General features: G+C 71.8%; 20 protein-coding genes. 7 read left to right on the top strand and 13 right to left on the bottom strand.

Annotation, left to right across the window (positions count from 1 at the left end):
- Positions 1–88: 88 nt before the first annotated feature.
- The 7 genes from ACFWY6_RS24670 to ACFWY6_RS24700 form a co-directional block, all read right to left on the bottom strand.
- Positions 89–1,033, bottom strand: coding sequence for a cation diffusion facilitator family transporter (locus ACFWY6_RS24670; protein WP_384694207.1), 945 nt, complete (start codon positions 1,031–1,033; stop codon positions 89–91).
- Positions 1,034–1,146: 113 nt separating this feature from the next.
- Positions 1,147–2,301 (bottom strand): mannose-6-phosphate isomerase, class I, encoded by a 1,155-nt coding sequence (gene manA / locus ACFWY6_RS24675; protein ID WP_384694210.1) that lies wholly within the window; start codon positions 2,299–2,301, stop codon positions 1,147–1,149.
- A gap of 101 nt (positions 2,302–2,402) precedes the next feature.
- On the bottom strand, positions 2,403–3,599 hold the full coding sequence (locus ACFWY6_RS24680) for an SIS domain-containing protein (protein WP_384694212.1): 1,197 nt from the start codon (positions 3,597–3,599) through the stop codon (positions 2,403–2,405).
- A gap of 57 nt (positions 3,600–3,656) precedes the next feature.
- Positions 3,657–3,833 (bottom strand): Trm112 family protein, encoded by a 177-nt coding sequence (locus ACFWY6_RS24685; RefSeq protein WP_266866267.1) that lies wholly within the window; start codon positions 3,831–3,833, stop codon positions 3,657–3,659.
- 322 nt (positions 3,834–4,155) lie between these two features.
- Entirely contained in the window at positions 4,156–5,520 is a 1,365-nt protein-coding gene (locus ACFWY6_RS24690) for a phosphomannomutase/phosphoglucomutase (RefSeq protein ID WP_384694216.1), read from the bottom strand.
- Between the two features lie 162 nt (positions 5,521–5,682).
- Entirely contained in the window at positions 5,683–7,299 is a 1,617-nt protein-coding gene (locus ACFWY6_RS24695) for an L-lactate permease (protein WP_384694219.1), read from the bottom strand.
- Positions 7,300–7,510: 211 nt separating this feature from the next.
- Positions 7,511–7,888, bottom strand: a complete 378-nt coding sequence (locus ACFWY6_RS24700) for a DUF3499 domain-containing protein (protein ID WP_209446223.1) — start codon at positions 7,886–7,888, stop codon at positions 7,511–7,513.
- Between the two features lie 354 nt (positions 7,889–8,242).
- Between ACFWY6_RS24700 and ACFWY6_RS24705 the strand changes: the two genes are divergently transcribed.
- Positions 8,243–8,692, top strand: a complete 450-nt coding sequence (locus ACFWY6_RS24705; RefSeq protein WP_266866261.1) for a metallopeptidase family protein — start codon at positions 8,243–8,245, stop codon at positions 8,690–8,692.
- 43 nt (positions 8,693–8,735) lie between these two features.
- On the opposite strand, the gene ACFWY6_RS24710 is transcribed toward ACFWY6_RS24705, so the two are convergent.
- The 3 genes from ACFWY6_RS24710 to ACFWY6_RS24720 all read right to left on the bottom strand — a co-directional run bounded on the left by ACFWY6_RS24710 (position 8,736) and on the right by ACFWY6_RS24720 (position 14,392).
- The gene (locus ACFWY6_RS24710) at positions 8,736–10,238 is read right to left on the bottom strand and encodes a DUF5719 family protein (RefSeq protein WP_384694222.1); all 1,503 of its coding nucleotides are present in this window, start codon (positions 10,236–10,238) and stop codon (positions 8,736–8,738) included.
- Positions 10,235–13,936 (bottom strand): glycosyltransferase family 2 protein, encoded by a 3,702-nt coding sequence (locus tag ACFWY6_RS24715; protein WP_384694223.1) that lies wholly within the window; start codon positions 13,934–13,936, stop codon positions 10,235–10,237. The genes ACFWY6_RS24710 and ACFWY6_RS24715 overlap by 4 nt, the downstream gene beginning before the upstream one ends.
- Before the next feature lie 192 nt (positions 13,937–14,128).
- Positions 14,129–14,392, bottom strand: a complete 264-nt coding sequence (locus tag ACFWY6_RS24720; protein WP_016642094.1) for a WhiB family transcriptional regulator — start codon at positions 14,390–14,392, stop codon at positions 14,129–14,131.
- A gap of 684 nt (positions 14,393–15,076) precedes the next feature.
- Here ACFWY6_RS24720 and ACFWY6_RS24725 point away from each other — a divergent pair.
- The 3 genes from ACFWY6_RS24725 to ACFWY6_RS24735 are packed head-to-tail and all read left to right on the top strand — an operon-like array spanning position 15,077 to position 17,917.
- Positions 15,077–15,628 (top strand): cysteine dioxygenase, encoded by a 552-nt coding sequence (locus ACFWY6_RS24725; RefSeq protein WP_384694226.1) that lies wholly within the window; start codon positions 15,077–15,079, stop codon positions 15,626–15,628.
- Positions 15,629–15,662: 34 nt separating this feature from the next.
- Positions 15,663–16,619, top strand: coding sequence for a 2-phospho-L-lactate transferase (gene cofD, locus ACFWY6_RS24730; protein WP_384694230.1), 957 nt, complete (start codon positions 15,663–15,665; stop codon positions 16,617–16,619).
- Positions 16,616–17,917 carry a coenzyme F420-0:L-glutamate ligase gene (locus tag ACFWY6_RS24735; RefSeq protein ID WP_384694232.1) on the top strand — a complete coding sequence of 434 codons (1,302 nt, stop codon included), beginning with the start codon at positions 16,616–16,618 and terminating at the stop codon, positions 17,915–17,917. Before cofD ends, ACFWY6_RS24735 begins: the two co-directional genes overlap by 4 nt.
- Before the next feature lie 82 nt (positions 17,918–17,999).
- Here ACFWY6_RS24735 and ACFWY6_RS24740 read toward each other — a convergent pair whose 3' ends face one another.
- From ACFWY6_RS24740 to ACFWY6_RS24750, 3 genes are all read right to left on the bottom strand, one after another.
- Positions 18,000–19,004, bottom strand: coding sequence for a DNA-3-methyladenine glycosylase family protein (locus ACFWY6_RS24740; RefSeq protein WP_384694234.1), 1,005 nt, complete (start codon positions 19,002–19,004; stop codon positions 18,000–18,002).
- Between the two features lie 102 nt (positions 19,005–19,106).
- Entirely contained in the window at positions 19,107–20,189 is a 1,083-nt protein-coding gene (locus ACFWY6_RS24745) for a sugar phosphate nucleotidyltransferase (protein WP_384694237.1), read from the bottom strand.
- 143 nt (positions 20,190–20,332) lie between these two features.
- Complete coding sequence (locus ACFWY6_RS24750; protein ID WP_384694240.1) at positions 20,333–21,781, bottom strand: N-acetylmuramoyl-L-alanine amidase; 1,449 nt, start codon at positions 21,779–21,781, stop codon at positions 20,333–20,335.
- Positions 21,782–21,919: 138 nt separating this feature from the next.
- Between ACFWY6_RS24750 and ACFWY6_RS24755 the strand changes: the two genes are divergently transcribed.
- The 3 genes from ACFWY6_RS24755 to ACFWY6_RS24765 all read left to right on the top strand — a co-directional run bounded on the left by ACFWY6_RS24755 (position 21,920) and on the right by ACFWY6_RS24765 (position 26,172).
- The gene (locus ACFWY6_RS24755; protein WP_384694243.1) at positions 21,920–22,681 is read left to right on the top strand and encodes a TIGR03089 family protein; all 762 of its coding nucleotides are present in this window, start codon (positions 21,920–21,922) and stop codon (positions 22,679–22,681) included.
- A 425-nt stretch (positions 22,682–23,106) separates the two neighbouring features.
- Positions 23,107–24,207, top strand: a complete 1,101-nt coding sequence (locus ACFWY6_RS24760) for an LCP family protein (protein WP_384694246.1) — start codon at positions 23,107–23,109, stop codon at positions 24,205–24,207.
- A gap of 225 nt (positions 24,208–24,432) precedes the next feature.
- The gene (locus ACFWY6_RS24765) at positions 24,433–26,172 is read left to right on the top strand and encodes an LCP family protein (RefSeq protein WP_384694248.1); all 1,740 of its coding nucleotides are present in this window, start codon (positions 24,433–24,435) and stop codon (positions 26,170–26,172) included.
- Positions 26,173–26,299 lie beyond the last annotated feature (127 nt).

Raw genomic sequence — 26,299 nt, forward strand, 5'->3', positions numbered from 1 at the left:
CGCTTTGTTTTTGTCGCGCGCCCGCCCGCGCGGCCGGTCGCTCGGCGGCGGGCGCGCCCCCCCATCGACGTACGTACCAAGAAAACCGCTACTTCGCCGGATTGGTGCCCTCGGCCGCTGCCGTCTCGCTGTAGATGTCCGGCTCCAGGTAGATCACGCGGGCGATCGGGACCGCCGCGCGGATGCGCTCCTCGGCGGCGTTGATCGCGTTGGCGACCTCGGTGGCCGTGTCGTCGTGCTGCACCGCGACCTTGGCGGCGACGAGGAGTTCCTCGGGGCCGAGGTGCAGCGTGCGCATGTGGATGACGCGGGTGACCGTGTCGCCGTCGACCAGGGCCTTCTCGATCTTCTCGACCTCTTCCGTGCCCGCGGCCTCGCCCAGGAGCAGGGACTTGGTCTCCGCGGCCAGGATGATCGCGATCAGGATGAGCAGGACGCCGATGCAGAGCGTGCCGATGCCGTCCCAGACGCCGTCGCCCGTGGCGAGCGCGAGGCTGACGCCGACGAGGGCCAGGATCAGGCCGACCAGCGCGCCCAGGTCCTCAAGGAGTACGACGGGCAGCTCTGGGGCCTTCGCGCGGCGGACGAACTGCGTCCAGGTGAGGTTGCCGCGCGTGTGGTTGGACTCCTTGATGGCCGTACGGAAGGAGAAGCTCTCGGCGATGATCGCGAACACCAGGACGCCGACCGGCCAGTACCAGGCCTCGATCTCGTGCGGGTGCTTGATCTTCTCGTAGCCCTCGTAGATCGCGAACATGCCGCCGACCGAGAAGAGCACGATGGAGACCAGGAAGGCGTAGATGTAGCGCTCGCGGCCGTAGCCGAAGGGGTGCTGCGGCGTCGCCTCGCGCTGTGCCTTCTTGCCGCCGAGGAGCAGCAGCCCCTGGTTGCCCGAGTCCGCCAGCGAGTGCACGCTCTCGGCGAGCATCGACGACGAGCCACTGAAGAGGAACGCGACGAACTTCGCCACCGCGATCGCGAGGTTCGCGGCGAGTGCCGCGACAATCGCCTTTGTTCCGCCTGACGCGCTCATGTGTGCCCGTTGTCCCTTCGCCTGCGTACGTTCATCGTCCATCGCCGTCCGGACGCGGCTTTGCCCGTCCTTTGCGGTGGGTCATTGTTGCAGCACGGGCGACTCGTGGTGTGTCAGGCCACCACAGTGGCCCGGAAGAGGGTGCCGACTCCGGACACTTCGGCCTTTTCGCCCGCGGAGACGAACACGGACTCCCCCGGGCCGACTTGTCCGGCGTCGCCCACGCGGACCGAGCCCGCGACGCAGAGCAGGATCTGCGGTGTGCCGGCCGTGAGGTCGTGCCGCGCGCCGCCTTCGGGCAGCACGAAGCGGGAGAGGCGGAACTCGTCGATCGGGGTGTCGTAGACCTCTTCGCCGTCGGGCGAGGCCTCCGGGCGCAGCACGCCGGGGTCGGTCGCCTCGAAGCGGACGATGCGCAGGAGTTCGGGTACGTCGACGTGCTTGGGGGTAAGGCCGCAGCGCAGCACGTTGTCCGAGTTGGCCATGATCTCGACGCCGAGGCCGTCGAGGTAGGCGTGCGGGACGCCGGCGCCGAGGAACAGGGCCTCGCCGGGCTGCAGTTGGACGTAATTGAGCAGCATCGCGGCGATGACGCCCGGGTCGCCGGGGTAGTGGTGCGCGATTCCGGCGTACGGGGCGTAGGCGCCGCCCAGGTGCTCGGCGGCGGCGGTGACCTCGGAGACGGTCGCGGCCATCTGCTCGGGGTCGGCGCTCAGAACGGCCGTCAGGACCTCGCGCAGGGCGGCCTCTTCGGGCTTGGCGTGCAGCAGGTCGACGTACGGCTTGAGGGAGTCGACGCCAAGACCGGCGAGGAGATCCGCGGTCTCGACGGGGTCGCGGAAGCCGCACAGGCCGTCGAACTCCGTGAGCGCGCAGATCAGTTCGGGCTTGTGGTTGGCGTCCTTGTAGTTGCGGTGCGGGGCGTCGATCGGGACGCCGCGGCGCTCCTCGTCCTCGTACCCCTCCTTCGCCTGCTCCAGATCGGGGTGCACCTGGAGGGAGAGCGGCGCTCCGGCGGCGAGGATCTTGAGGAGGAAGGGCAGGCGCGGGCCGAACTCGGCGACCGCCGCCCTGCCGAGCTCGTGCTCCGGGTCCTCGCCGATCACCTCGTTGAGCGGGCCGCGCGCGGTGCGCGAGGGCGCGCCCGGGTGGGCGCCCATCCACATCTCGGCCTGCGGCTCGCCGGTCGACTCGACGCCGAGCAGCTCCGCGATGGCGGTGGTGGAACCCCAGGCGTAGGGGCGGATGGTGTTGGTGAGGCGGTCCACGGAGGGGTTCTCCCTTACGTACGTGCGTGCGCTCGTCTGCTCTTGTGCTCGTGCGCGATGCGGGTCTCAGGTCATGACCGGGCCGGTTGACCGGGCTGGGGTCATGATCGGTCCCTCGGGGCGAGCGCCAGGTAAACGGCGGCGAAATCCGTGACGGCGATCAGGTCGGCGAGGGCTTCCAGCTCCTCGCCGTCCTCCGGTTCGAGCTCGCTGATCGCGATGTCGTGGCTGTGCGCGAGTTCGCGGGCCGCGGGTGCGGCGGTGAGGCCGCCGGCTTCCACGGGGCTTGCGCGGAGCAGGACGACGCGGGCGCGCAGCGACTGGGGGTCCTCGACGCGGTCGCGGAAGAAGTCGTCGCCGTCGGCGCTCGGGGCGAGATCGCCGGCGAGCAGGGCGCCGTGCGCGGGCAGCGCCTCAGGGAGCTGCGCGGCGAGCGCCGGGTGTCCGGCGAGCTCGGCGAGCGTGGCGGCGAAGCGGCGGCCCGCGGGGCCCGCGAGCGGGCCCTCGGTCCAGATCAGCGGGAGGGCATCGGCGAGCTCGGCGGCGAGGGTCTTGGCGGGATTGCTGTACGTCGCGATGGCCGGACCGCAGCGTTCCGCGACGCTGTCGAGGCGGTCGGCGATCTTCTCCAGGGTCTCGGGCGGGGCGGTGATCAGGCCCGTGCGGTCCAGGAGGATCAGGAGGGGCGTGAGCAGGGCCCACAGGGTGGCGGGGGCGGCGGCCGCGGCCTCGTCCTCCAGGCGGCGTGCCTCGTATGCCTCGGAGGCCCGCTCGCCGTCGTGCGGGGCCTCGAATTCTCCGTACGGGGATGTCGCCATCGGGACGGTGAGGCCGTGCGAGCCCTCGACGCCCTCGGCCAGCGGGGAGCGGGCGGGGGCCACGGCGACGACCGTGCAGCCGCGGCGGTAGGCCTGCTCGGCGAGGAGCGAGAGGCCCGGTTCCGTGCCGTCCGGCGTGGTGATGAGCAGCAGGTCCACGGAGCCCGCCCAGCCGGGCAGCGCCCAGCGCAGGGCGCCCGCGGCGGCGGCGACGCCCGTGGGGGCCAGGCGGATCACGGGGCAGCCGGCGCCCGCGAGTGTGCCGAGCAGGTCGGCGACGCAGGTGGCCGCCGTGCCGGGGCCCGCGATCAGGATGGAGCGGGGGCGGCCGTCGGGCTTGAGCTGCGTGAGTCCGGCCTCGGTCGCGTGCCGGACCGCGGTGCGGACGCGGGCGCCCGCCTCCGCGGCGCCGCGGAGCAGGCCGCGGCGGTCGGCCACGGCGAGTGCCTCTGGGGCGTCTAGCAGCGATTCGTCGAGCATGGGGGTCAGGCCTCCGATCGCCGGGTGCGGGTCCCTGCGGGTGCTGCGGGCGGTTTGTTACGCCGGGCGGCGGGCCTCGTCCACGAGGAGGACGGGGATGCCGTCGCGGACCGGGTACGCGAGGCCGCAGGCCTTGGCGTCCGCCGTGCAGACCAGCTCCGTGTCCGCCTCCTTGAGGGGGGCGTGGCAGGCCGGGCAGGCGAGGATCTCCAGGAGGCCGGCTTCGAGCGGCATGGGGTGGGTCCCTTCGGGGTGCGGTGGGGCGGGGGATGTGGCCTGGTCAGCGTACCGCTGGCCGGGGGCCTGGGCTTGTGCTGCCGGGAGCCTTGGCGTGCGTTCGGGTGGGGCTGCGCCCCGGCCCCCGGTGGGGCTTGCGGTCGTTCTTCGGGTGCGACCCGGTGGGCGTTTGTGCCCACCCGTTCCGCCGTGCGGAACGCCTGCCCACAAACGTGGCGGGACGGGGGTGGAGTGATGCGGCCGGGGGCGCCTGCCCACAAACACGCGGGCGGACGTGGGGAGGAGCGGCCCGGGGCGCCTGCACACAGACCCGCGGGGATCAGGCCCTGATGATGGCCAGGGCCTCGTCCCGGGTCTTTGTCATCGTGGGCTCGTCCCTTGCCTCCACGTTCAGGCGGAGCAGCGGTTCCGTGTTGGAGGCTCGGACGTTGAACCACCAGTCGGTGGCCGTCACCGTGAGGCCGTCGAGTTCGTCGAGGGTGACGCCCTCGCGGCCTTCGTACGTCGACTTGATCGCCGCGAGGCGGGCCGACTGGTCGTCGACCGTGGAGTTGATCTCTCCGGAACCCGCATAGCGGTCGTACTGGGCGACCAGGCCCGACAGCGGGCCGTCCTGGCCGCCGAGCGCGGCGAGGACGTGGAGCGCGGCGAGCATGCCCGTGTCCGCGTTCCAGAAGTCGCGGAAGTAGTAGTGCGCCGAGTGCTCGCCGCCGAAGATGGCGCCCGTCTTGGCCATCTCCTCCTTGATGAAGGAGTGCCCCACGCGCGTGCGGACCGGCGAGCCGCCGTTCTCCCGGACGACCTCGGGGACCGACCAGGAGGTGATGAGGTTGTGGATGACGGTGCCCTTGCCGCCGTTGCGCGCGAGCTCGCGCGCGGCGACCAGGGCCGTGATGGCCGAGGGGGACACCGGGTCGCCGCTCTCGTCGACCACGAAGCAGCGGTCCGCGTCGCCGTCGAAGGCGATGCCGAGGTCGGCGCCCTCGGCGCGCACCCGCTTCTGGAGGTCCACGATGTTCTTCGGGTCGAGGGGGTTGGCCTCGTGGTTGGGGAACGTGCCGTCCAGCTCGAAGTACATCGGGACGACGTCGAGGGGCAGGCCTTCGAAGACCGTGGGGACCGTGTGCCCGCCCATGCCGTTGCCCGCGTCGACGACGACCTTGAGCGGGCGGATGGACGTCAGGTCCACCAGGCCGCGCAGATGCGCCGCGTAGTCCTTGAGGGTGTCCCGCCCGGTGAGCGTGCCGGGCGTGGCCGCGGGCTCCGGGGCGCCGGTCTCCGTCCAGCCCTCCACCAGGGCGCGGATGTCGGCGAGGCCGGTGTCCTGGCCGACCGGGGCGGCGCCCGCGCGGCACATCTTGATGCCGTTGTACTGCGCCGGGTTGTGCGAGGCCGTGAACATCGCGCCCGGCAGGTTCAGCGCCCCCGACGCGTAGTACAGCTGGTCCGTCGAGCAGAGGCCGATCTCCGTGACGTCCACGCCGAGCGCCGCGGCCCCGCGTGCGAAGGCCCGCGAGAGGCCCGGCGACGAGGGCCGCATGTCGTGCCCGGTCACGATCGCGTCCGCGCCCGTCACCTTCGCGAAGGCCGCCCCGAACAGCTCGGCCAGTGACTCGTCCCACTGGTCCGGGACGACCCCGCGCACGTCGTACGCCTTCACGATCTGGGACAGATCAGCAGTCACGGCCAACCCTCTCTGCAGGTTCTGCGAGTTCAGCGGTCTCGGAAGTATTCGTCGAGCACTGGTCGGTCACCAAGTACTCGTCGGTCACCCCAAACTACCCGCAACGGCTGACAACCAGCTGTGAGTGGCTCGAGCCGGTGTTCACGGCGGCATCCACCGGTGTCACGGCAGCATCCAGCCGAGCACCGCCGTGCTCTGCCCCACCACGATCAGACACATCACCAGCAACAGGCCGATGCTCCACGGCAGTACCTTGCGCAGCAGGTCGCCTTCCTTGCCCGCGAGCCCGACCGCCGCGCACGCGATCGTCAGGTTCTGCGGGGAGATCATCTTGCCGAGGACGCCGCCCGAGCTGTTGGCGGCCGCGAGCAGCTCGGGCGAGAGCCCGGACTGCTGAGCCGCCGTCACCTGGAGCGCGCCGAAGAGCGCGTTGGCCGAGGTGTCGGAGCCGGAGACGGCCACGCCGAACCAGCCGAGCACCGGCGAGAGGAAGGCGAGCCCCGCGCCCGCCGCCGCCACGAAGTGGCCGATGGTGGCGGCCTGCCCGGACAGGTTCATCACGTACGCGAGAGCGAGCACGGAGGTCACGGTCAGGATCGCGAACCGCAGTTCGCGGACCGTCGCCAGCCATTCCTTCACGGCCACGCGCGCGTGCACCCCGATGACGGCCGCCGTGCCCACTCCGGCGAGCAGCACGAGGGTGCCGCCCGTCGCCACCAGCGGCAGCGAGAAGAGGTTGCCGCCGACCGGGTCGCCGTCCGGGTTGCCGACGTTCAGGAAGGGCCAGTCGAAGGTGCGCGTCGCCTTCACCAACAGATCCTTCACGGGCGGGATCTGGGCGACGGAGAAGATGGCGACGATGAGCGCGTACGGGGCGTAGGCGCGCAGGATCTCGGGGCGCGGGTCGTCCTGGTCCAGGTCCTCGCTGCGTACGCCGGTGAGGACCGCGGCGCGTACGGGTTCCGCCGCGGCCTTGCGCGCGCTGGGCACCGCCACGAGGGCGCCCGCGCCGGCGAGCGCCGCCCCGATGTCGGCCAGTTGGGCGGAGACGTAGTTGGACGCGGCGAACTGCGCGGCGGCGAAGGCGAATCCGCACACCAGGGCGGGCACCCAGGTCTCGCGAAGCCCGCGCCGCCCGTCCACCAGGCCGACCAGGAGCAGCGGCACCACCAGGGCGAGCAGCGGTGTCTGGCGGCCGACGACGGTGGCGACGGTGTCCAGCGGGATCCCGGTGACCTGGGCGAGCGTCACCACGGGGGTGCCCATGGCGCCGAAGGCCACGGGCGCGGTGTTGGCCACGAGGGCGACGACGGCGGCCTTCACGGGGTCGAAGCCGAGCGCCACCAGCATCACCGCGCAGATCGCGACGGGCGCCCCGAAGCCGGCGAGTGCCTCCAGGAGTGCCCCGAAGCAGAAGGCGATGACGAGGGCCTGGATGCGGGGATCGTCGGAGAGCCGTCCGAAGGAGCGGCGCAGGATGTCGAAGTGCCGGGTGCGCACCGTCATCCGGTACACCCACAGGGCGTTGACGACGATCCACAGGATGGGGAAGAGACCGAAGAGGGCCCCTTGCGCGGCACTGGAAGCGGTCTGGCCGAGCGGCATGCCGTACGCGAGCCAGGCGACCAGGGCGGCGACGCCGAGTCCGATGAGGCCCGCGTGGTGAGCCTTCATGCGGACGGCGCCGAGCAGGACGAGAACGGTGAGGAGGGGCAGGGTCGCGATGAGGGCGGACAGGCCGAGCGAGTCGGCCACGGGCTCCAGCTGCTGCACGTACACGGACGACTCCCCGGTTTCCGTGATGCGGAAGGTGATCTCTCACAAGTGGGGGAATGGTCGTGTCGACGGCATGGGCACGTCAATGGGTCGTGCACGAGAAATTGTTCAGCGATAAACGACAGGCGCCTACGAAGACAGCGATCTACGAAGAGGGGCTCTACGGAGCGGGCTACGGAGGCGGGCTACGGAGGCGGTCTACAGAGAAGGACGCTCAGGAATCCGGCGAGCGCAGCACCCGGAGGTGGCCGCGGCGTGCGACCTCCATCGGGTCGGCCGTGCGCGGGCCCGAACCGCCGGCCTCCGCCGCGCGCTCCTGCGGCCGCGCGGCCTCGCGCACCGCGTTGGCGAGCGCTTCGAGATCGTCACCGCTGGGGCGGGCCGGACCCGAGGCGTCGGCGAGCCGGACGACCTCCCAGCCACGGGGCGCGGTGAGGCGCTCGGAGTGCTCGGCGCACAGGTCGTAGCAGTGGGGTTCGGCGTAGGTGGCGAGGGGGCCGAGGACCGCGGTCGAGTCGGCGTAGACGTACGTCAGCGTCGCGACGGCAGGACGGCCGCAAGCGGTGCGCGAACAGCGACGTACAGGGCTCACGATGTTGGACGGTACCGCACTCTTGAGCGGGCCGCGACGACTCTCCCCGAGGTCACCCCACCGTGTCGCGCTGTGATCCCCGACACGACGCGTCAGCACGGCACCTCGCTGACCTGCGGTGACGCCTGGGGCCACAGGGGCGCGTGGTGTTGAATCCGGTCACCACTTGGTTCATTTCCCGTCATTCATCGCGAGATCGACGGTCCGGGAGAGATACGGAATCGGGCTCAAGCCTGGCCGGAACGGTCATCGGGCGACATGGGGTGCTCCGTTCGGAAGCGGCACGGACGCAAGGCGGAAGCCGGGCGCAAGCTGTGCGGAATCGGCGATCTCGAGGACTACGCTTCGTCAGTGATGGACGACCCCGTACAGCCCCGTTCCGCAGAGCCGAGGCCCCGCCGCCGCGACCGCCACGGCAGGGGCATGCGCGGCCCCGTCGCGCCGCCCCAGGTGCCGCTCTCGGCCAGCCGCGCCGAAGTCTTCACCGACCTCGTGCAGGACTCCGTGGAGCGGCTCGAGCGGCGGTGGCCGCAGCTGAGCGACATCGACTTCCTCGTGCTCGAGGTGCCGCCGCTGGGCGGGGAGGACGGCGACTGGAGCGACGAGGCCGTGCCCCTGGGAGGCACGATCGAGGCCGCCGAGGGGCGGCCCGCCCGGGTCGTCATCTACCGGCGGCCCGTCGAGATCCGCACCAAGGGGCGGGAGGAGCGGGCCGCGCTCGTCCACGAAGTGGTGGTCGAGCAGGTCGCCGAACTGCTCGGGCTCTCACCCGAGTCGGTGGACCCGCGGTACGGGGAAGACTGAAGGTCCCTCCCCGCACCACCCGCCTCCCCGTAGCCGCGCAAACCTACTTCTGCAGCACCGTCAGGTCCTGCTCGGACTTCGGCACCGACACCATGCCCCGGTCGTCCGGCAGGGTCTGGACGGTGAAGCCGGGGACGCCGTCCTCCGGGATCTCCAGCATGCGGGAGCCATAGACCTCGGCGCCCGACAGGGGTTCCACCGTGAGGGCGTACGCGCCCTTGAGGCCGGCCGGGACGGGGGGCTTGATGCCCAGGGTCGTGCCGCCCTTGACCGTGTACGTCTTCGTGGCCGGCCTGCCGCCCTCGGTGCCCTGCGACGCCGTGACCCTCACCTTGGCCGTCTTGCCCGGGGCGACCAGCGACAGCGTGGAGCCCTTGGAGCGGTTGTCGGCCACCGTCGCGCGCGTGCCCACCGCACTCGTCCCCGGGATGAACGCCGTCTCCTGGTCGGAGCCCTTGCCGCGGACGACCCGCAGGCCCGCCACCACCGGCACCGCGTCCTCGGTCGGCGTGAGGACCAGGGAGCCCGCCTCGCCCTTGGTGACGTCGCCGAGGTCCACGGCGGTCGTCATGCCGGACTTGACGTGCAGGGTGGCGTGTCCTGCCGGGCTGATCGAGCCGTTGGGCGAGGCCAGTTGGACCTTCAGGTCCGCGTCGTCGGTGCCGGGCGCGAAGGCCACCAGACGTACCGAAGTGGCGTCCTTGGGGATGCCGGGCAGGACCACGCGGCCTGCGGGGTCGGCGGACGGGGGCAGCCAGTCGCCGCCGAGCTTGTCGTCCGACGCCTGCACGGCGGCCGCGACCCGGCCGCTGCGCGCGGTGACGTGCAGCGTGAGGTTCGTGTGCTCCTTGGGGATGAGCGTGGAGAGCAGGACCGGGACACTGCCGTTCGGCTGGACCTGGATCGACTCCCCCACCTCGGACTTGATGGGGCCGTCCGGGCCGTACAGCTCGATGTCGACGACGGCCGCCGAGTCGTCCGGGTTGGTCAGGTGGACGTAGTCGCTGCGGTCCTTGGCGGTGCTCGCGCCGGGGAACCAGAAGTCCGTGTCGGGCGCGGCGCAGTTGGCGCCCTGGACGCCGCGGCCACTGCCCGCCGCGTACGTGGTGGTCTGCTGGACGGTCCAACCGGGGGCGAGCCTGCCGTCGGCGGTACCGATGAGCGCCGGCGACTCTGCCCCGGACTCCTCGGCGGCGACGGGCTCGCCCGGCTTCTTCGGGGTCAGGAACGGCTTGACGGCCTTCTTCTTGTCCTGCTCGTCGCCCTTGACGGCGGCTTCCGTCAACGCCCGGGTGGCGGGCAGCAGTTCCGCCTTGCCCGCCTCTTCGGAGCCCTTCGACTCCGGGGTGAACGCCGTGTACGACGTCTCGGCGAGGTCCGACGAACTGGGCACCGGGCAGAGCAGGCTGGTGCGCTCGACGGGCAGCCGGGCGGCCGCCTTCGCGCCGTCGTCGGCCGAGCCGTCGGGCACGTTGGCCGCGGCGAACCCGGTGACGGCCGCCAGGGCGGCCACGGCGGCGATCAGGGACTGGGTGGTGCGGTTCACTGCTGGCTCCCGTCGGGGCGCTCACTGTCGGGGCTGTGCGGCGGCTGCGGGGGCAGCGGCGGCATCGGGGGCTGCTGCTGTCCGTACGTCGCGTCGTACGACTGCTCGTACTGCTCGGCGCCGCCCTGCGCCCCTCCGTAGGCGTACGGGTCGTACTGGCCCCCCTGATAGGGGTCGGCCTGGTAGCCGGACCCGTCGTACGAGCCCGCCGGGTACTGCGCGTCCTGGTACTGCTGCCCGCCGCCCTCGTACGTGCCGTGGTCGGCGCCCGCGTGAGCCGGGGCCTCCCATTCCTCGTACGACTGCGAGGGCGACTGCTGCTGCGGAACCGAGGCAAGGGCCTCCTCCGAAGGAGGAGGCGGAGGAGGAGGCGGCGTGCCCGCGCCGTCCGGCACCGTGCCCTCCTGGGCGGCCTGTTCGGCCGCGGCCTGCTCGTTCTGGGCCCGCAGCCTGCGCGCCCTGCGCCCCTCGCCCTCGACGGGCTGGGCCGGGATGACGGCCTCTTCGGGGAGGTCGTCGTCCACGTCGCGGCGGCGGCCCGGCAGCGCGAGCACCACCAGGACGACGGCCATCGCGCCCTGCGCCCACAGCCATCCGGTGTGGCCCGCCGAGCCTTCGAACGTGACGTCCAGGCGGCCACCGGTGGCGGGCAGTTCGAAGCCCTGCGCCCAGCCGTCCAGCGTGGTCCTGGTCAGCGGGCTGCCGTCCAGGGTGGCCGTCCAGCCCTCGTCGGCGGCGTCGGCGATCCGCAGGGTGCGGCCTTCCTCGCCGGCCGGGATGTTCGTGTGCAGCTCGACCGGGCCCGCCGCGACCGGCAGCGGATCGCCGGTCTCGGGCACGATCGCCGCGCGCGCGACCTGCAGATCGACGCGCCACAGGGCGCTGCCGTCCTCCTGGCTGAGCCGGGTGAGGCCGGGCGTCGCGTCCAGGACGCGGCTCATCTGGCGGGGCGCACCGTCGCGTACGAGGACGTAGCGCACGGCGAAGCCGCCGAGCTGGTCGGCCTGGTCGGCTCCGGAGCCCGCGATGAGGCGGGCGACGATCTTGTCGAGGTGCTTGTTCGAGCCGCCGGCATCGGCGAGTTCGGCGTCGCCGAGCCGGGAGCCCGATCCCCGTACGAGCGAGTACGCGACCTGTCCCTCCGACTCGCTGTCCAGGACGAGCGTGCGGGCCTGGTCCTGCGTGCCGCTCTCCTCGGCGACGAACGCGGGCACCTGCACCGGGTCACGGCGCTCCAGGGGTTCGTCGGCGCCTCGGATCATCCACCCGGCGGCGACGAGCAGCGGCCCGGCGGCCGCCGCGAACGCGATGAGGACGGCGACCGGCTGGCGCCAGCCGAAGCTCTGCTCGGCGACACGCGTGCGTGCACCGTCGGCGCCGAGCGCGGCGGCGGCAAGGAGCGCGATGCCGTAGCCGAGCGTGGCGGGTCCGGCCCAGGCCGAGCCGTTCGAAAGGGCGGCGAAGACCAGCGCGACCAGTGCGACGACCCACGCGGTGCGGACCGCCAACTGCCGCTCGGTGCGCAGCAGCGCGGCCAGGGCGGCGAGCACGATGCCGATGAGCAGCAGCCCGTCCACGGTCCCTGGACCGCCTGGGCTGCCCCCGAGCAGGTCGAGCGCGCTCGCGGAGCCCGTGCCGAACTCGAGGCCCGCCTCACGGAAGAAGCCGAAGGGCAGCAGCGAGAGCGACCAGGGGGCGAGGATCAGGATCGGAGTGCCGAGCCCCGCCAGGAAGCGCAGTCCGTACGCGGTGATGTCGCCCCGGCGCACCGCGAGGAGTGCGAGGCCGAGCACCAGGGCGATCGGCCACACGATCGGCGTGAAGGCGGTGGCGAGCGTCAGGAGCAGTGCGTACGCCCACGTGGCGCGCCAGCTCCCGCGCGTGCCCTCAGAAGAGGCGAGGCCACTGGCCGCGACGCCCGCGCGGGCGATGAGCGGCAGCAGGATCGCGAGGACGGCGGTGCCGATGCGGCCGCCCGCGAGCGCGCCCGTGGCGGCCGGCAGGAAGGCGTAGGCGACCGAGGCCCAGGCGCGCAGGAGGCGCGACTCGACCAGCGGCCGGGACGCGAAGTAGGCGGCGAACCCGGCAAGCGGCACCGAGCCGACCAGGAGCACCGTGACGGCGAGCCCGGTGGATCCGAACAGCAGCGAGGAGAGCCCCGCGACGAGCGCGAGATACGGCGGCGCCGCCTGGGTGCCGCCGGTCCCCACGGGATGCCAGGCGTCCAGGAAGCGCGACCAGAGCCCGGCGGCGTCGGCGGGCGCGGGCAGCAGTGCGCCGCCCGCGAGCGCTCCGCTGCCGAGGAGTTGGCGGCAGGCGATGAGCGAGGCGAAGAGCAGCACTACGAAGAGCATCGGTCCCGGCTTGCGGGCGATGCGCTTGAGGCGCGCGAACTGCTCGACCTCCAGGAAGTCGGCGTCGTCCCCGCCGGGACCGGACTCGACGGCGCCGTGCCGGCCCGCGCCGGTGACGGCCTCGGGGTCGGAGCGGCCGACGATGTTGCCCGCGACCTGTTCGACGGTGGCGCGCACGGTGGCGCCCGGCGGCGGGAAGAGCGGCCGCATCTCGGCGGCTTCGACCACCGGCTTGCCGCGCTTCTTACGGGCGCCGAGGATCCTTCCGGGCCGCAGCAGCGTCCCCAGGAGACCCGCGACCTCGTCGACCGCCTGCCCGGGGACCTTGCCGACCAGATACGCGACGGTGCGCAGGACGGTGCCCACCACGAGCCGGAACAGCACCCAGGGCAGCACGGCCGTACGGGCGTTGACCAGCAGCGTGTACGAGGCGCCCGCCTTGTCCACGCGGTGCGGCGACGTCGACGTACGCCCGACGCAGTCGACGGTGCGGCGCTCGCGCGACGATGCCTCGGCGTGCCGTACGACGGCGTCGGGGGCGACGAGGACGCGGTGTCCGGCGGCCTGGGCGCGCCAGCACAGGTCGACGTCGTCCCGCATCAGCGGGAGGCGCCGGTCGAAGCCGCCGAGCTGGTCGAAGACGTCGCGCCGGATCAGCATGCCGGCCGTGGACACCGAAAGGACGGGCCGTACGTGGTCGTGCTGGCCCTGGTCCTGTTCGCGGCGGTCGATGCCGGTCCAGCGGCGGCCGCTGTTGGCGATGGAGACGCCGACTTCCAGGAGCTGCCTGCGGTCGTACCAGCCGCGCAGCTTGGGGCCGACGATCGCGACGTCCTTGCCGACCTCGCGTTCGTTCTCCACGACGCGGAGCAGTTCGGCGAGCGCGCCGGGCTCGGGCGCGCAGTCGTCGTGCAGCAGCCACAGCCACTGCTCGGGCTCGCCGTGCGGCAGTTCCGGCAGGTCGTAGGCGTCGTCGCGCCAGGACCTGCTGACCGGGTCCCAGCCGCTGGGGCGCTTCAGATAGGGCAGCTCTTCCGGGGTCAGTACGCCGGCGGTGCGGTTCGCCTCGTCGACGGCGGTGCCGAAGCCGGAGCGCCGGGCCAGATGCAGGACGCGGTCGGGGCCGAGGGCCTCGGTGACGAGGCGGGCGGAGTCGTCCGCGCTGCCGGTGTCTGCGGCCACGGCGTTCTGCACCGGACGCTCCTGGCCGAGCAGTCCGGCGAGGGCGTCGGGCAGCCAGCGGGCGCCGTCGTGGGAGACGATCACGGCGGTGACAACGTGCCGCGGGAACTCAGGTGCGGCAGCGTCGTGGTGACTGGCTGCCGAATGGCTGTGCACGGACATCGAGGTACGGGCCCCGGTTCGATGGACTGCGGTGGACGCCTGCGCTTCATGGGGGCGCCGGGGCGTCTCGGACGGGGCCCCACACTAACGGCTGGCATCACAACGGCCCGCCGCCTGTGGATATCCCACGGGCGACGGGCCGTTCCTTACGTAGGGGTGTGTGCCGTTTGGTCGGGCGGAACCTGTCGGCGTTCAGACGGCGGCCTTCTTCAGGCGGCGGCGTTCGCGCTCCGACAGACCGCCCCAGATGCCGAATCGCTCGTCGTTGGCGAGTGCGTACTCAAGGCATTCGGAGCGGACCTCACAGGCGAGGCAGACCTTCTTGGCCTCGCGCGTGGAGCCGCCCTTCTCGGGGAAGAAGGATTCGGGATCTGTCTGGGCGCACAGCGCGCGCTCCTGCCAGCCGAGTTCCTCGTCCGCGTCCTCGACCAGCAGTTCCTGAACCAGCTCGGTCATGTGCGCCCCTCGTCTGTACGTGCGTCCCCGTGGTGCTGCCGTTACCGATTTCGGCTGAACGACACGAGTGAAATTACAAGTGTGCCGATCCGGGCCAGTCAAGCCGAGATCTGCTATTGGGTCCCTTATTCACTCTGCGGAACCAAGGCTATGCGGAAAGTGTTCAAATCGACATAAACCCCGACACTTGCCAGTGACCCATCTCGAGGAGCCCCGCGACCGCCTCCCATCAGGGAAGGACGTCGCGGAGATCAGTCCCGTTGCAACCGGTCCGCCGAAGCGAAGGGGATCACATTCGGGTCACGGGATCACGTCGGGGTTTACGCGCCGGTTGAAGCGCGATGTGTCCCGTCCGCCGGATGCACAAACCTTTCACCTCGGAGAGCAACCGGATGAGGTGAAACATATCCCACATACCGGACAACGAGTTGACAGAGAAGGTGTGAGCCGCTGTTCTGGTGGGCATGCTCGCAAACTTGGCACTCTCGACGACCCGCAGCAGCGGGCTCCTCGGTGCTGCCCACGCGCGCTGTCGCTGTTCCTGTTCCAGCTGTTGAGCCACCCGCTTCCAGCTGTTGAACCGCTCGAAACGCGCCACTCCGTAGAGCCGTTTCCAGAGCCTCAACGCTTCCACCGCTTCCCTTCCGCGACACCCCAGCACTCACGTTGAGGAACCACCGCACGATGAACAGCGACAGCGACCTCCAGATCGCCGGCGACATCCTCGAAGTCACCCACCTCCTGCAGCCCGCCCGGGAACACCCGGCGACCGTGGCCGAATTCGCGGGCCTGGCCCGCACCATCGCGGCCGACCGCGCGCAGTGGGCCCATCTCGTCGAGTACGACGCGACGAGCCGCTGGTACCACCGCCTGCGCACCGGGCCCGGCTACGAGGTGTGGCTGCTCTCCTGGGTGCCGGGACAGGGCAGCGGGCTGCACGACCACGGCCGCTCGTCCGGCGTACTGACCGTCCTCGAGGGCGAGCTGACGGAGTATTCGGCACGCGGTCGGCGTGCGCTCGGCGCGGGCGCCGAGGGGGTCCCCCCGCTCGAGCGCAGCCGAGAGTGGGGGAGGGTGTTCGCGCCCGGCTACGTACACGAGGTCGTGAACGACTCCCTGGAACCGGCCGTCAGCCTGCACATCTACTACCCCGGCCTGACCGACATGCCGATGCACGCGGCGCAGTGCGGCGTGAGCGCCGGCGAGCCGGTGGCCGGAGATGTCGTGACCGCCTGACGCGGTGTCGTACCCGCCTGACATGCTTGGCCCCATGCGCATTGTGGTACTGGCCGGCGGTATCGGCGGCGCCCGTTTCCTTCGCGGGCTCAAGAAGGCCGCGCCTGACGCGGACGTCACGGTCATCGGCAACACCGGTGACGACATTCACCTGTTCGGTCTGAAGGTCTGCCCCGACCTCGACACCGTGATGTACACGCTGGGCGGCGGCATCAACGAAGAACAGGGCTGGGGCCGCACCGACGAGACGTTCAAGGTCAAGGAAGAGCTCGCCGCCTACGGAGTCGGGCCCGAGTGGTTCGGGCTCGGTGACCGGGACTTCGCCACACACATCGTGCGGACGCAGATGCTCGGCGCCGGATTCCCGCTCAGCGCCGTCACCGAAGCGCTGTGCGAGCGGTGGCAGCCCGGAGTGCGCCTCATCCCGATGTCCGACGACCGCGTCGAGACGCATGTCGCCGTCACCGTCGACGGCGAGCAGAAGGCCGTGCACTTCCAGGAGTACTGGGTGCGGTTGCGGGCCTCCGTGGACGCGCACGCCGTCGTGCCGGTCGGCGCGGACCAGGCCAAGCCCGCGCCCGGTGTCCTCGAAGCCATCGCCGAGGCCGACGTCGTGCTCTTCCCGCCGTCCAACCCCGTGGTGAGTGTCGGGACGATCCTCGCCGTCCCGGGGATCCGCGAGGCCATCGCGGATGCGGGCGTGCCCGTGGTCGGGCTCTCCCCCATCGTCGGGGACGCGCCCGTGCGGGGCATGGCCGACAAGGTGCTCGCCGCCGTGGGCGTGGAGTCGACGGCCGCCGCGGTCGCCGAGCACTACGGCTCGGGGCTGCTCGACGGCTGGCTCGTCGACACCGTGGACGAGGGCTCCGTGGAGCGGGTCGAGTCGGCGGGCATCCGCTGCCGGGCCATTCCGCTGATGATGACCGACGTCGACGCGACCGCCGAGATGGCGCGGGCCGCGCTCGACCTCGCGGAGGCGGTGCGCGCGTGAGCTCGTTCCGTGTCTGGGCGGTGCCCGGCCTTCCCGAGGTGCGGCAGGGCGACGACATCGCCAAGCTGATCGCCGCCGCCGAGCCGGGGCTCGCCGACGGGGACGTGCTCCTGGTCACCTCGAAGATCGTCAGCAAGGCCGAGGGGCGGATCGTCGAGGCCGCGGACCGCGAGGCGGCCATCGACAGCGAGACGGTGCGGGTGGTCGCGCGGCGCGGGACCCTTCGTATCGTCGAGAACCGGCAGGGGCTCGTGATGGCGGCCGCCGGTGTCGACGCCTCCAACACCCCTTCCGGGACCGTGCTGTTGCTGCCCGAGGACCCGGACGCCTCGGCCCGCGCCGTGCGCGACGGCCTGCGGGACGCGCTGGGCGTGGACGTCGGTGTCGTCGTCACCGACACCTTCGGGCGGCCCTGGCGCGCCGGGGTCACCGATGTCGCCATCGGGGCGGCGGGCGTGCGGGTCCTCAACGACCTGCGGGGCGGCGTGGACGCGTACGGCAATCCGCTGAGCGCGACCGTCGTCGCCACCGCGGACGAGCTCTCCGCCGCCGGGGATCTGGCCAAGGGGAAGGCCGGCGGGCTGCCGGTCGCGGTGGTCCGCGGGCTGCCGCATGTCGTGGGCGGGACCGGGGAGACCGATGAAGGGGCCCGCGCCATGGTGCGGGGCTCGCGTGACGACATGTTCCGGCTCGGTACGTCCGAGGCCGTGCGGGAAGCGGTGACGCAGCGGCGGACCGTGCGGGAGTTCACCGACGAGGAGGTCGATCCGGGGGCGGTGCGGCGGGCCGTGGCGGCGGCCGTGACCGCGCCCGCGCCGCATCACACGACGCCGTGGCGGTTCGTGCTCCTGGAGTCCGCGGAGTCGCGGGTGCGGCTGCTCGACGCGATGCGGGACGCGTGGGTCTCCGACCTGGAGCGGGACGGGAAGTCTTCGGAGTCCATCGCGAAGCGGGTTCGGCGTGGCGATGTTCTGCGCAAGGCGCCCTATCTGGTGGTGCCTTGTCTGGTGATGGACGGCTCGCATACGTATGGGGATGCGAGGCGTGACGCTGCTGAGCGGGAGATGTTCGTCGTCGCCGCCGGGGCCGGGGTGCAGAACTTCCTTGTCGCGCTTGCCGGGGAGCGGCTTGGCTCCGCCTGGGTTTCGTCGACGATGTTCTGCCGGGATGTCGTACGGGACGTTCTTGGGCTGCCGGGGTCCTGGGATCCGATGGGGGCCGTTGCTGTGGGTCATCCTGCGGGTGAGCCTGCGGCTCGGGTCGGGCGGGATGCGGGGGACTTCGTCGAGGTGCGGTGACTCGCCTCTGTTCCTCGGCTGCGGGCTCGTGGGGGCTTGTCGCGCCCCGCGGCGGAGCCGCACATGTCACAGCCCCGCGCCCCTAGAGGGGCGCGATGTTGCCGACCCGCATGCGTGGCTCCCTGCGCGGTGGTGTTCTGCCGCTCAGGAGGGTCAGGCGGGCCGCCCTGTGGCGTTGGCCCGCGTACGGCTCCAGGAGGGCCAGCATCGCCTCGTCGTCCGCGCTGCGGTCGCCTGCGAGGGCGTAGCCGATGATGCCGGGCAGGTGGAGGTCGCCGACCGTCACGGCGTCGGGGGCGCCGTTGCTGCGCTGGACGGTTTCCGCCGAGGTCCAGGGGCCGATGCCCGGGATGAGTTCCAGGCGGGCCTGGGCCTGGAGCGGTTCCATCGCCGCCGCCTCCTCCAGGCGGGCCGCCACCCGCGCCGCGCGCAGGATCGCCGACGCGCGCTTGTTGTCCACGCCCGCCTTGTGCCACTCCCAGGACGGGATCAGCGTCCAGGTCCTCGGGTCCGGCATGACATGCAGGCGGAGTTCGGGGGGTGTCGGGCCCGGCGCCGGTTCGCCGTACTTGCGGACCAGCAGACGCCAGGCGCGGTACGCCTCGTCCGTCGTGACCTTCTGCTCCAGGATCGACGGGATCAGGGACTCCAGGACCAGTCCCGTACGGGTCAGGCGGAGGCCGGGGCGGCGGTGCGCCGTCGCTGCGAGCAGGCGGTGGCGGGGGGTGAAGTCCTCCGGGGCGTCCGCATCGCCGAGGAGGTGCGGGAGCCGGTCCAGGAGCCAGTCGGCTCCCGGGCCCCAGGCCTCCGCCTCTGCTGCTCCGGACCGCGCCGCGACCCTGAGGGTGCCAGGACCGTCCGGCGTGCGGCTCGCCCGCCAGGCCGAGCCGTCCGGTGTCGTACGGAACGTGGGGTCCGAGGGGCCCCTTCGCAGCGGGCCCAGGGTCAGGCCCAGGTCCAGGGGGTAGGGCGGGGTCCAGGTGCGGGTCCTGGACGCCGTGGCCTGGCGGGGCATCCCCTGGGGGATCGCCGTTTCGCCGCCGCGCACGGTGGTGCGGGTGGGACGCGGGGCGAAACGGGATGACATCTGTCCGAGGGTAGGGGGTTCTCGCCCCCTGAGGTCACTGATCCGAGGAGGTCACTGATCCGACGGGGTCACTGATCCGAGGAGGTCACTGATCCGACGGGGTCACTGATCCGAGGAGAACCGCACCGCCCCCGCGGGCAGCTCCGCCCCGCACCACACCCGTACCCCGTCCCTGAGCTCGTTGTCGGCGCCGACCACCGCGCCGTCGCCGATCACCGCACCCGCCAGGACCGAGCGGGCGCCGATCTTCGCGCCCGCGCCGATCAGGGAGTCCGTGACGACCGCGTTCGGTTCGATGACGGCGCCGGACAGGACCGTGCTGCCGTCCACCCGGGCGCCCGCGCCGATCACCGCGTTCTCGCCGACGACCGTGCCGCCCGTGAGCTTCGCGTCGGGGGCCACCGTCGCCGATGGCAGGACCAGGCGGTCGCCGCAGCGGCCGGGGACCGCCGGGGAGGGGGCGCGGCCGAGGACCAGGTCAGCCGAACCGCGTACGAAGGCCTGCGGGGTGCCCAGGTCGAGCCAGTACGTCGAGTCGACCATGCCCTGGAGGTGCGCGCCGGAGGCCAGCAGGTCGGGGAACGTCTCGCGTTCGACCGAGACCGGGCGGCCCTCGGGGATCGTGTCGATGACCGAGCGGCGGAACACGTACGCGCCCGCGTTGATCTGGTCGGTGACGATCTCCTCGGGGGTCTGGGGCTTCTCCAGGAAGGCCGTCACGCGGCCCGTCGGATCCGTGGGGACCAGGCCGTACGCGCGCGGGTCGTCGACCTTCGTGAGGTGGAGGGAGACGTCCGCGCCCGAGTCCTCGTGGGTCGCGACGAGGGCGCGGATGTCCAGGCCCGTGAGGATGTCGCCGTTGAAGATCAGGACCGGTTCGTCCGGTGCCGAGTGGAGGCGCGACGCCACGTTGCGGATCGCGCCGCCCGTGCCCAGGGGCTCGGTCTCGGTGACGTACTCGATGTGGAGGCCGAGTGCCGAGCCGTCTCCGAAGTACGGCTCGAAGACCTCGGCGAGGTAGGAGGTCGCCAGGACGATGTGCTCCACGCCCGCCGCGCGGGCCCGCGCCAGCTGGTGGGTGAGGAACGGGACGCCCGCGGCCGGGACCATCGGTTTGGGGGTGTGCACCGTGAGCGGACGCAGCCGGGTGCCCTTGCCGCCGACCAGGAGGATCGCTTCTGTCACCTGTCGTCTCTGCTTCCTGCTGGGGCCGGCCGAACTTGAGTCGCGGCCGGCCAGTGTATGCAGATGGCTTTGCAGATCGTGCAGTGCGCTGTGCGGGTCGTGCGGTGTGCGCTGTGGTACCGGTCGTGCGGTGGGCGCCGGCCTCAGCGGCCCTGGTAGCGGGCCGAGGCGGACCGGGCCGTGCCCAGCTTCTTGTACAGGCGAATCCCGGGGCATTCCGTGGCGAAGCCGTCACGGTGCCCGGAGATCACCCGCAGCCGGACGTTCCTGCCTTTCCTGTACAGATTTCCACCGCCGGACTTCAGGTATGTCGTTCCGCGCGGGTTCGCGCCGTACAGGCCGAGCTTCCAAGCGGTCAGCCGGGCGATGGCCTTCACGGCGGCCTTCGGCGGGTTGGCCGAGCCGAAGGAGCCGAGGACGGCGATGCCCATGCTCTTGGTGTTGAAACCGAGAGTGTGGGCCCCGAGGACTGGCTTTGCCACACCTCCGGCACGTCCTTCGTAGATGTTTCCGCACTTGTCGACGGCGAAGTTGTAGCCGAAGTCACGCCAGCCGCTGCTCCGGACGTGGTAGCGGTAGATGCTGCGCAGTACGGATCCGGCCTGTGAGCAGCGGTAGTTGTTGCCCGACGCGCTGTGGTGCACGAAGGCCGCCTTCACGGACTTCGTGTACGCGAAGTCCCTCTCGCGGAGCTTCTCGTTCGCGCCCCAGCCCCTGCGCGTGATGATGCGCGGACGTGGCCCGACAAAGGGCCTGACCTTCTGGCCCGCCTCCTCCGCGCCGCCGTGCGCGGCGATCAGGTCGGACTCCGTCTCCTTCTTGCCGAGCGCCGGGATGACGGCCGCGCCGAGCGGGACGAGGTCGGCGTTGACCGCGGACGCGGCGGCGGTCTCCGCGGTCAGGGGCGTGCCGCGGGGGCCGTCGACCGGGGAGCCCTGCGGGGGCGGTTCGGCGCCGGGGTCGACGAGTTCGAGGCGCAGGCCCTTGGGGAGCGGGGACTCCCGGGGCGGGGCGGCCGCTGCCCGGTGCTGCGGCTCCGCGGCACCCGGCCGGTCGGAACCCGGCCGGTCGGAACCCGGCCGGTCGGAACCCGGCCGTTCCGCCTCCGCCCGTACCCGGATCTCGACGCCGTCCGAGTCGCCGACCCACAGCGGTGCCGTGGAGCCGCGGACCCTGCCCGAGGTGCGCTCGGCGGCGTCGGGGTCGGCGGCGTGCTCGTGGTTGTGGGTCTCCAGGTCCTGCCAGGAGGACCAGGTGCCGGTGCCCGACCCGCGGGTGCGGACCTGGACGCTGCCGTGCAGTTCGGCGTCCGGGTCGTCCCAGATGACACCGACGAGGGAGAAGGGACGGACCTCGCGCCGGAGCAGACCCTGCTCGCGGGAGGGCCCCGCATGCAGGGCCCGGTCGGAATCGAGTGGGGTGAGCCGGAGGGACTGGGTGCTGCCGGGGACCGCGCCCGAGGCCGATTCCGCGGCCGGGACCGATGCCGCGTTCGGGGTCGCCGCGCGGGCGCCGGACGACGGCAGGGTGAGGGGAAGGGCCAGGACGGCCGCGCACGTGACGCCGATCGAGGAAGCAAGAAATCCACGCATACGTCTGATAGTTGGCATATCTGGATACTTCTGTCCATCGGGGAACTGACGGACCGTCGGCTCGACTCGGCCGAACCGGTGGCCCGCACTCCCCCGCCGCCCCGGGCGGCGCGCGGGCGCCCGCGTACCCTTGCGCCCGTGAACGCCACCGACCGCACCCCTGCCGACCTGCTGCGATCCGCGCTCGCCGCGGACCCGGGCCGCCCGCTGATCACCTTCTACGACGACGCCACGGGCGAGCGCGTCGAACTGTCCGTGGCCACCTTCGCCAATTGGGTGGCCAAGACCGCCAATCTGCTCCAGGGCGATCTCGCCGCCGAGCCCGGCGACCGGCTCGCGCTGCTGCTTCCCGCGCACTGGCAGACGGCCGTCTGGCTGCTCGCCTGTTCGTCCGTGGGCGTCGTCGCGGACGTCGGCGGCGACCCGGCCAAGGCGGACCTCGTCGTCAGCGGGCCCGATTCGCTGGAGGCGGCGCGCGCCTGCTCCGGGGAGCGCGTCGCCCTTGCGCTGCGACCGCTCGGCGGGCGCTTCCCGCAGCCGCCCGCGGGCTTCGCCGACTACGCGGTCGAGGTGCCGAGCCAGGGCGACCGCTTCGCGCCGTACGCGCCCGTGGACCCGGACGAGCCCGCCCTCGCGGTCTCCGGCGCCGGCGAGCTGACGGGCGCCGAGCTGGTGGAGCGGGCCCGCGCCGACGCCGCGGCGCGCGGGCTCGCGCCGGGCTCCCGGCTGCTCTCCGGTCTGTCGTACGACACCTGGGAGGGCCTGAGCTGCGGTCTGTACGCCCCGCTCGCGGCGGGCGGATCCGTGGTGCTCTGCCGCCACCTGGACCGGCTCGCCGACGGCGGCCTCGCCAAGCGGACCGACGACGAGCGGGTGACCGACAGCGTGCCGGGCGAGTGACCCGACACCACGGGGGACCGGTGGCCGGCACCGCCCGGTAACCGTCCCCCGTTCGGCCCACCCCGGACCCTGGCCCGCAGGCCACGGGCGCCGCGCAGGTCCATGGTCGTAAGAGCGCACCATGCACCGACGTCGCCATGAGGGGTGGACGCACACGTGACCGACACCGCAGGCATGCCCTCCGGACCGGATCGCCCGGACCCGGACGGCGCCCCGCCTGGGCCGAAGGCCACGTACGCACCCGGAGCGGGCTCAAGCCCCACGGGTGCGGGCGTCGGGCCGGGCCGGGGGCGCGGGGGGGCCCGGGCGCGGCGCGGGGCCCCCCCCGCCCCCCCCCGGGCGGGGCCCCCCCCCCCGGGGGGGGGGGCGTCGCGGGGCCGCGGGGGGGGGGGGGGCGCCGCCGGGCGATCGGGGCCGCCACGGTCGTGCTCGGCACGGCAGGCGCCGGCTGGGCGGTCTACAACAAGCTCGACGGCAACATCACCAAGGACACCGACGCCGCCGCCGAGCTCGCGCGCTACGAGAAGGAGCGCCCGACCCCGCTGGTGCACGACGCGCAGAACATCCTGCTCATCGGCTCGGACACCCGGGCGGGCCCCGCCAACAAGAAGTACGGCCGCGATCCGGGCACCCAGCGCTCGGACACCACGATCCTGCTGCACCTGGCGGCCGACCGGCAGAGCGCGACGGCGGTGTCGATCCCGCGCGACGTGATGGTGGACATCCCCAGGTGCCGCCGCCCCGACGGGTCGCGGACGCGGGCCCAGTTCGCGCAGTTCAACTGGGCGTACGAGTTCGGCGGCACGGCCTGCACGATACGTACGATCGAGAAGCTGACCAGGATCCGGATCGACCACCACGTGGTGATTGATTTCGCCGGATTCAAGGACATGGTCGAAGCGGTCGACGGCGTGGAGGTCTGCCTCAAGACCCCGATCAGGGACAAGGACGCCAAGGTGAAGCTGGCCGCGGGCCGGCAGACCCTCAACGGCGAGCAGGCGCTGGGCTATGTGCGGGCCCGCAAGAGCATCGGCAACGGCAGCGACACCGACCGGATGGACCGTCAGCAGCAGTTCCTCGCGGCGCTCGTCAACAAGGTGCGGAGCAATGACGTCCTGCTCAATCCCGCCAAGCTGTATCCGGTTCTCGACGCGGCGACCTCCGCGCTGACGACGGACCCGGGACTTGCGAGTTTGCGTGATTTGTACGAACTGGTGCGCGGTATGCGCAACATCCCCACAGAACGGGTGCAGTTCCTCACGGTGCCCCGGCGCTCGTATGTCTACGACACCAATCGCGACGAACTCGTCGAGCCCGCTGCCGACGAACTCTTCACGCGCCTGCGCACCGACGCACCCCTTCAGGTGTCGCGCAAGAAAGCGGCAGAGACGGCGCGCGAGGACGCCGACGACTCGTCGGACGACGAGAGCGACGAGAGCGACGAGAAGCCGGACGACCGCTCACCTACGCCGAGTCCCGCTCCCACATTCCGGGGCAACACGGCCGCCGGAACGGCCTGTAAGTAAAGGCATCCTCAAACGCAAGACGCCCTGCATCAAGAAATGGGGCGGATTGCCCAGTTGTAGGGGAGTGGAATTTGTCACCGGCGTCGTTCAGCGCTGAACTGGGCGGATAGTGTGAGCGATCCGGTGCGCCGGGCCCTTTGTGGCCGCGCACCGCTGGACGACTGACCGAGCGCCTTCTGAGGGGGGAAAGGCGCCGCGTGGCCCCGACGGAGGACGCAAACAACCGTGGACGCGCAAGGCCGTGGGCGGGCGGAGAACATCGACCCCGCAGACCAGTGGGTGCTCAACCCGAACACCGGCGATTACGAACTGCGACTGAGCCCTTCCGCAGGGCAGTCGGCGGTGCCCGGACCGCGCAGACCTTCACGGTCGGCGGCCCGCCCGGGAGCGCGCGGCCGCGGTGGCCGACGCGACGAGCACCGTGACGAGCAGCACGAGCAGCACCAGGTGCCGGGCCAGCGCAGACGGCGGGCTCCGCAGCCGGAGGCCGCGGGCGGCCGGCGCAAGCAGAAGCCGAAGAAGTCCAAGGGCAAGAAGGTCCTGACGTGGACCGGCGGTGTGCTCGCCTTCGTCCTGGTCTCGGGCTGCGCGGGCGCGTACCTCTGGTACCAGCACCTGAACGACAACATCACCTCGATCCCCGACGACGGCGCGGGAACCGGCGGCTTCAGCAAGGACCGGGCCATCAACATCCTGGTGATGGGCACGGACAAGCGCACCGGCAAGGGCAACACCAAGTACGGCGACAAGGAGAGCGTCGGTCACGCCGACACGACGATCCTGCTGCACGTCTCCAAGGACCGCTCCAACGCGACCGCGTTGAGCATCCCGCGCGACATGATCACGGATATTCCGGACTGCCCGACCACGATGGAGGACGGCAGCAAGAAGACCATCCCGGGCAGCCAGGACGTCCGCTTCAACGAGAGCCTGGGGCAGAGCGAGCGCACGCCCAGCTGCACGATGCGTACGGTCACGAAGATCACCGGGATAGTGCCCGACCACTTCATGGTGGCCGACTTCAACGCGGTCAAGACGCTGTCCAGCGCGGTCGGCGGCGTGGACGTCTGTCTCGCGAAGGACATCGACGACCCGGACTCGCATCTGAAGCTGTCCAAGGGCGAGCACACCATCGAGGGCGAGGACGCGCTCGCATTCGTCCGTACGCGGCATTCGGTGGGCACGGGCGGCGACTTGAGCCGGATCGAGCTGCAGCAGCAGTTCCTCAGCTCGCTGATGCGCAAGCTCAAGTCGAACGACACGCTCACGAACCCGAAGAAGATGATAGATCTCGCCGAGGCCGGCACCGAGGCGCTCTCGGTCGACTCCAAGATCGCGGACATAATGAAACTCCGTGACCTGGGCATGGAGTTGGGCAAGCTCGACATGAAGAACCTGAGCTTCGCGACCGTGCCGGTGATCGACAACCCGACGGAGAAGGTCAAGGCCACGGTCGTCGTGAACGAGGCCAAGGCCGACCCGCTGTTCTCCATGATGCGCGCCGACGAGTCGCTGACCGAGGTGAAGAAGAAGGAGAAGAAGGAGAAGGCCGCGATCGCCGCCCGCCTCAAGGGCAGCAAGGCGGACCCCTCCGAGGTGCGGGTCAACATCTACAACGGCAGTGGCAAGGCCGGCGCCGCTCAGACAACTCTCGAGTGGCTGCAGAACAGTGAGGGCGTGCTCAAGTCCAGCCAGCTCGGCAACGCGCCGTCGGACATGAAGAAGACGACGCTGGAGTACGCGCCCGACCAGGCCGACCAGGCCCGGCGGCTCGCCGACATCATGGGCCTGCCCGGCTCCGCGATGAAGCCCGGCGAGAGCGAGAAGAACGCACAGGGACTCCCGGCGATCAAGCTGACGCTCGGCGGCGACTTCAAGGGCGCCGGGGTTCCCATCAGTGGATCGTCGAAGGCGCCGGAGGGCATCCAGAAGGTCGAAGCCGACAAAACTGTGTGTGCCAAGTGACCTGAAGCGGCCGGGGTTCGGGTAAAAACACGCCGGGCCGCCGGTGTTGGGGGGGGTGGGGGGGGGGGGGCGGGGGGTGGGTGAATAAAGCTGCGGGGGGGGGGGGGGCGCGTAAGCCCCCCCCCCC

It is taken from the genome of Streptomyces sp. NPDC059037, from assembly GCF_042740015.1.
Lineage (GTDB): Bacteria > Actinomycetota > Actinomycetes > Streptomycetales > Streptomycetaceae > Streptomyces.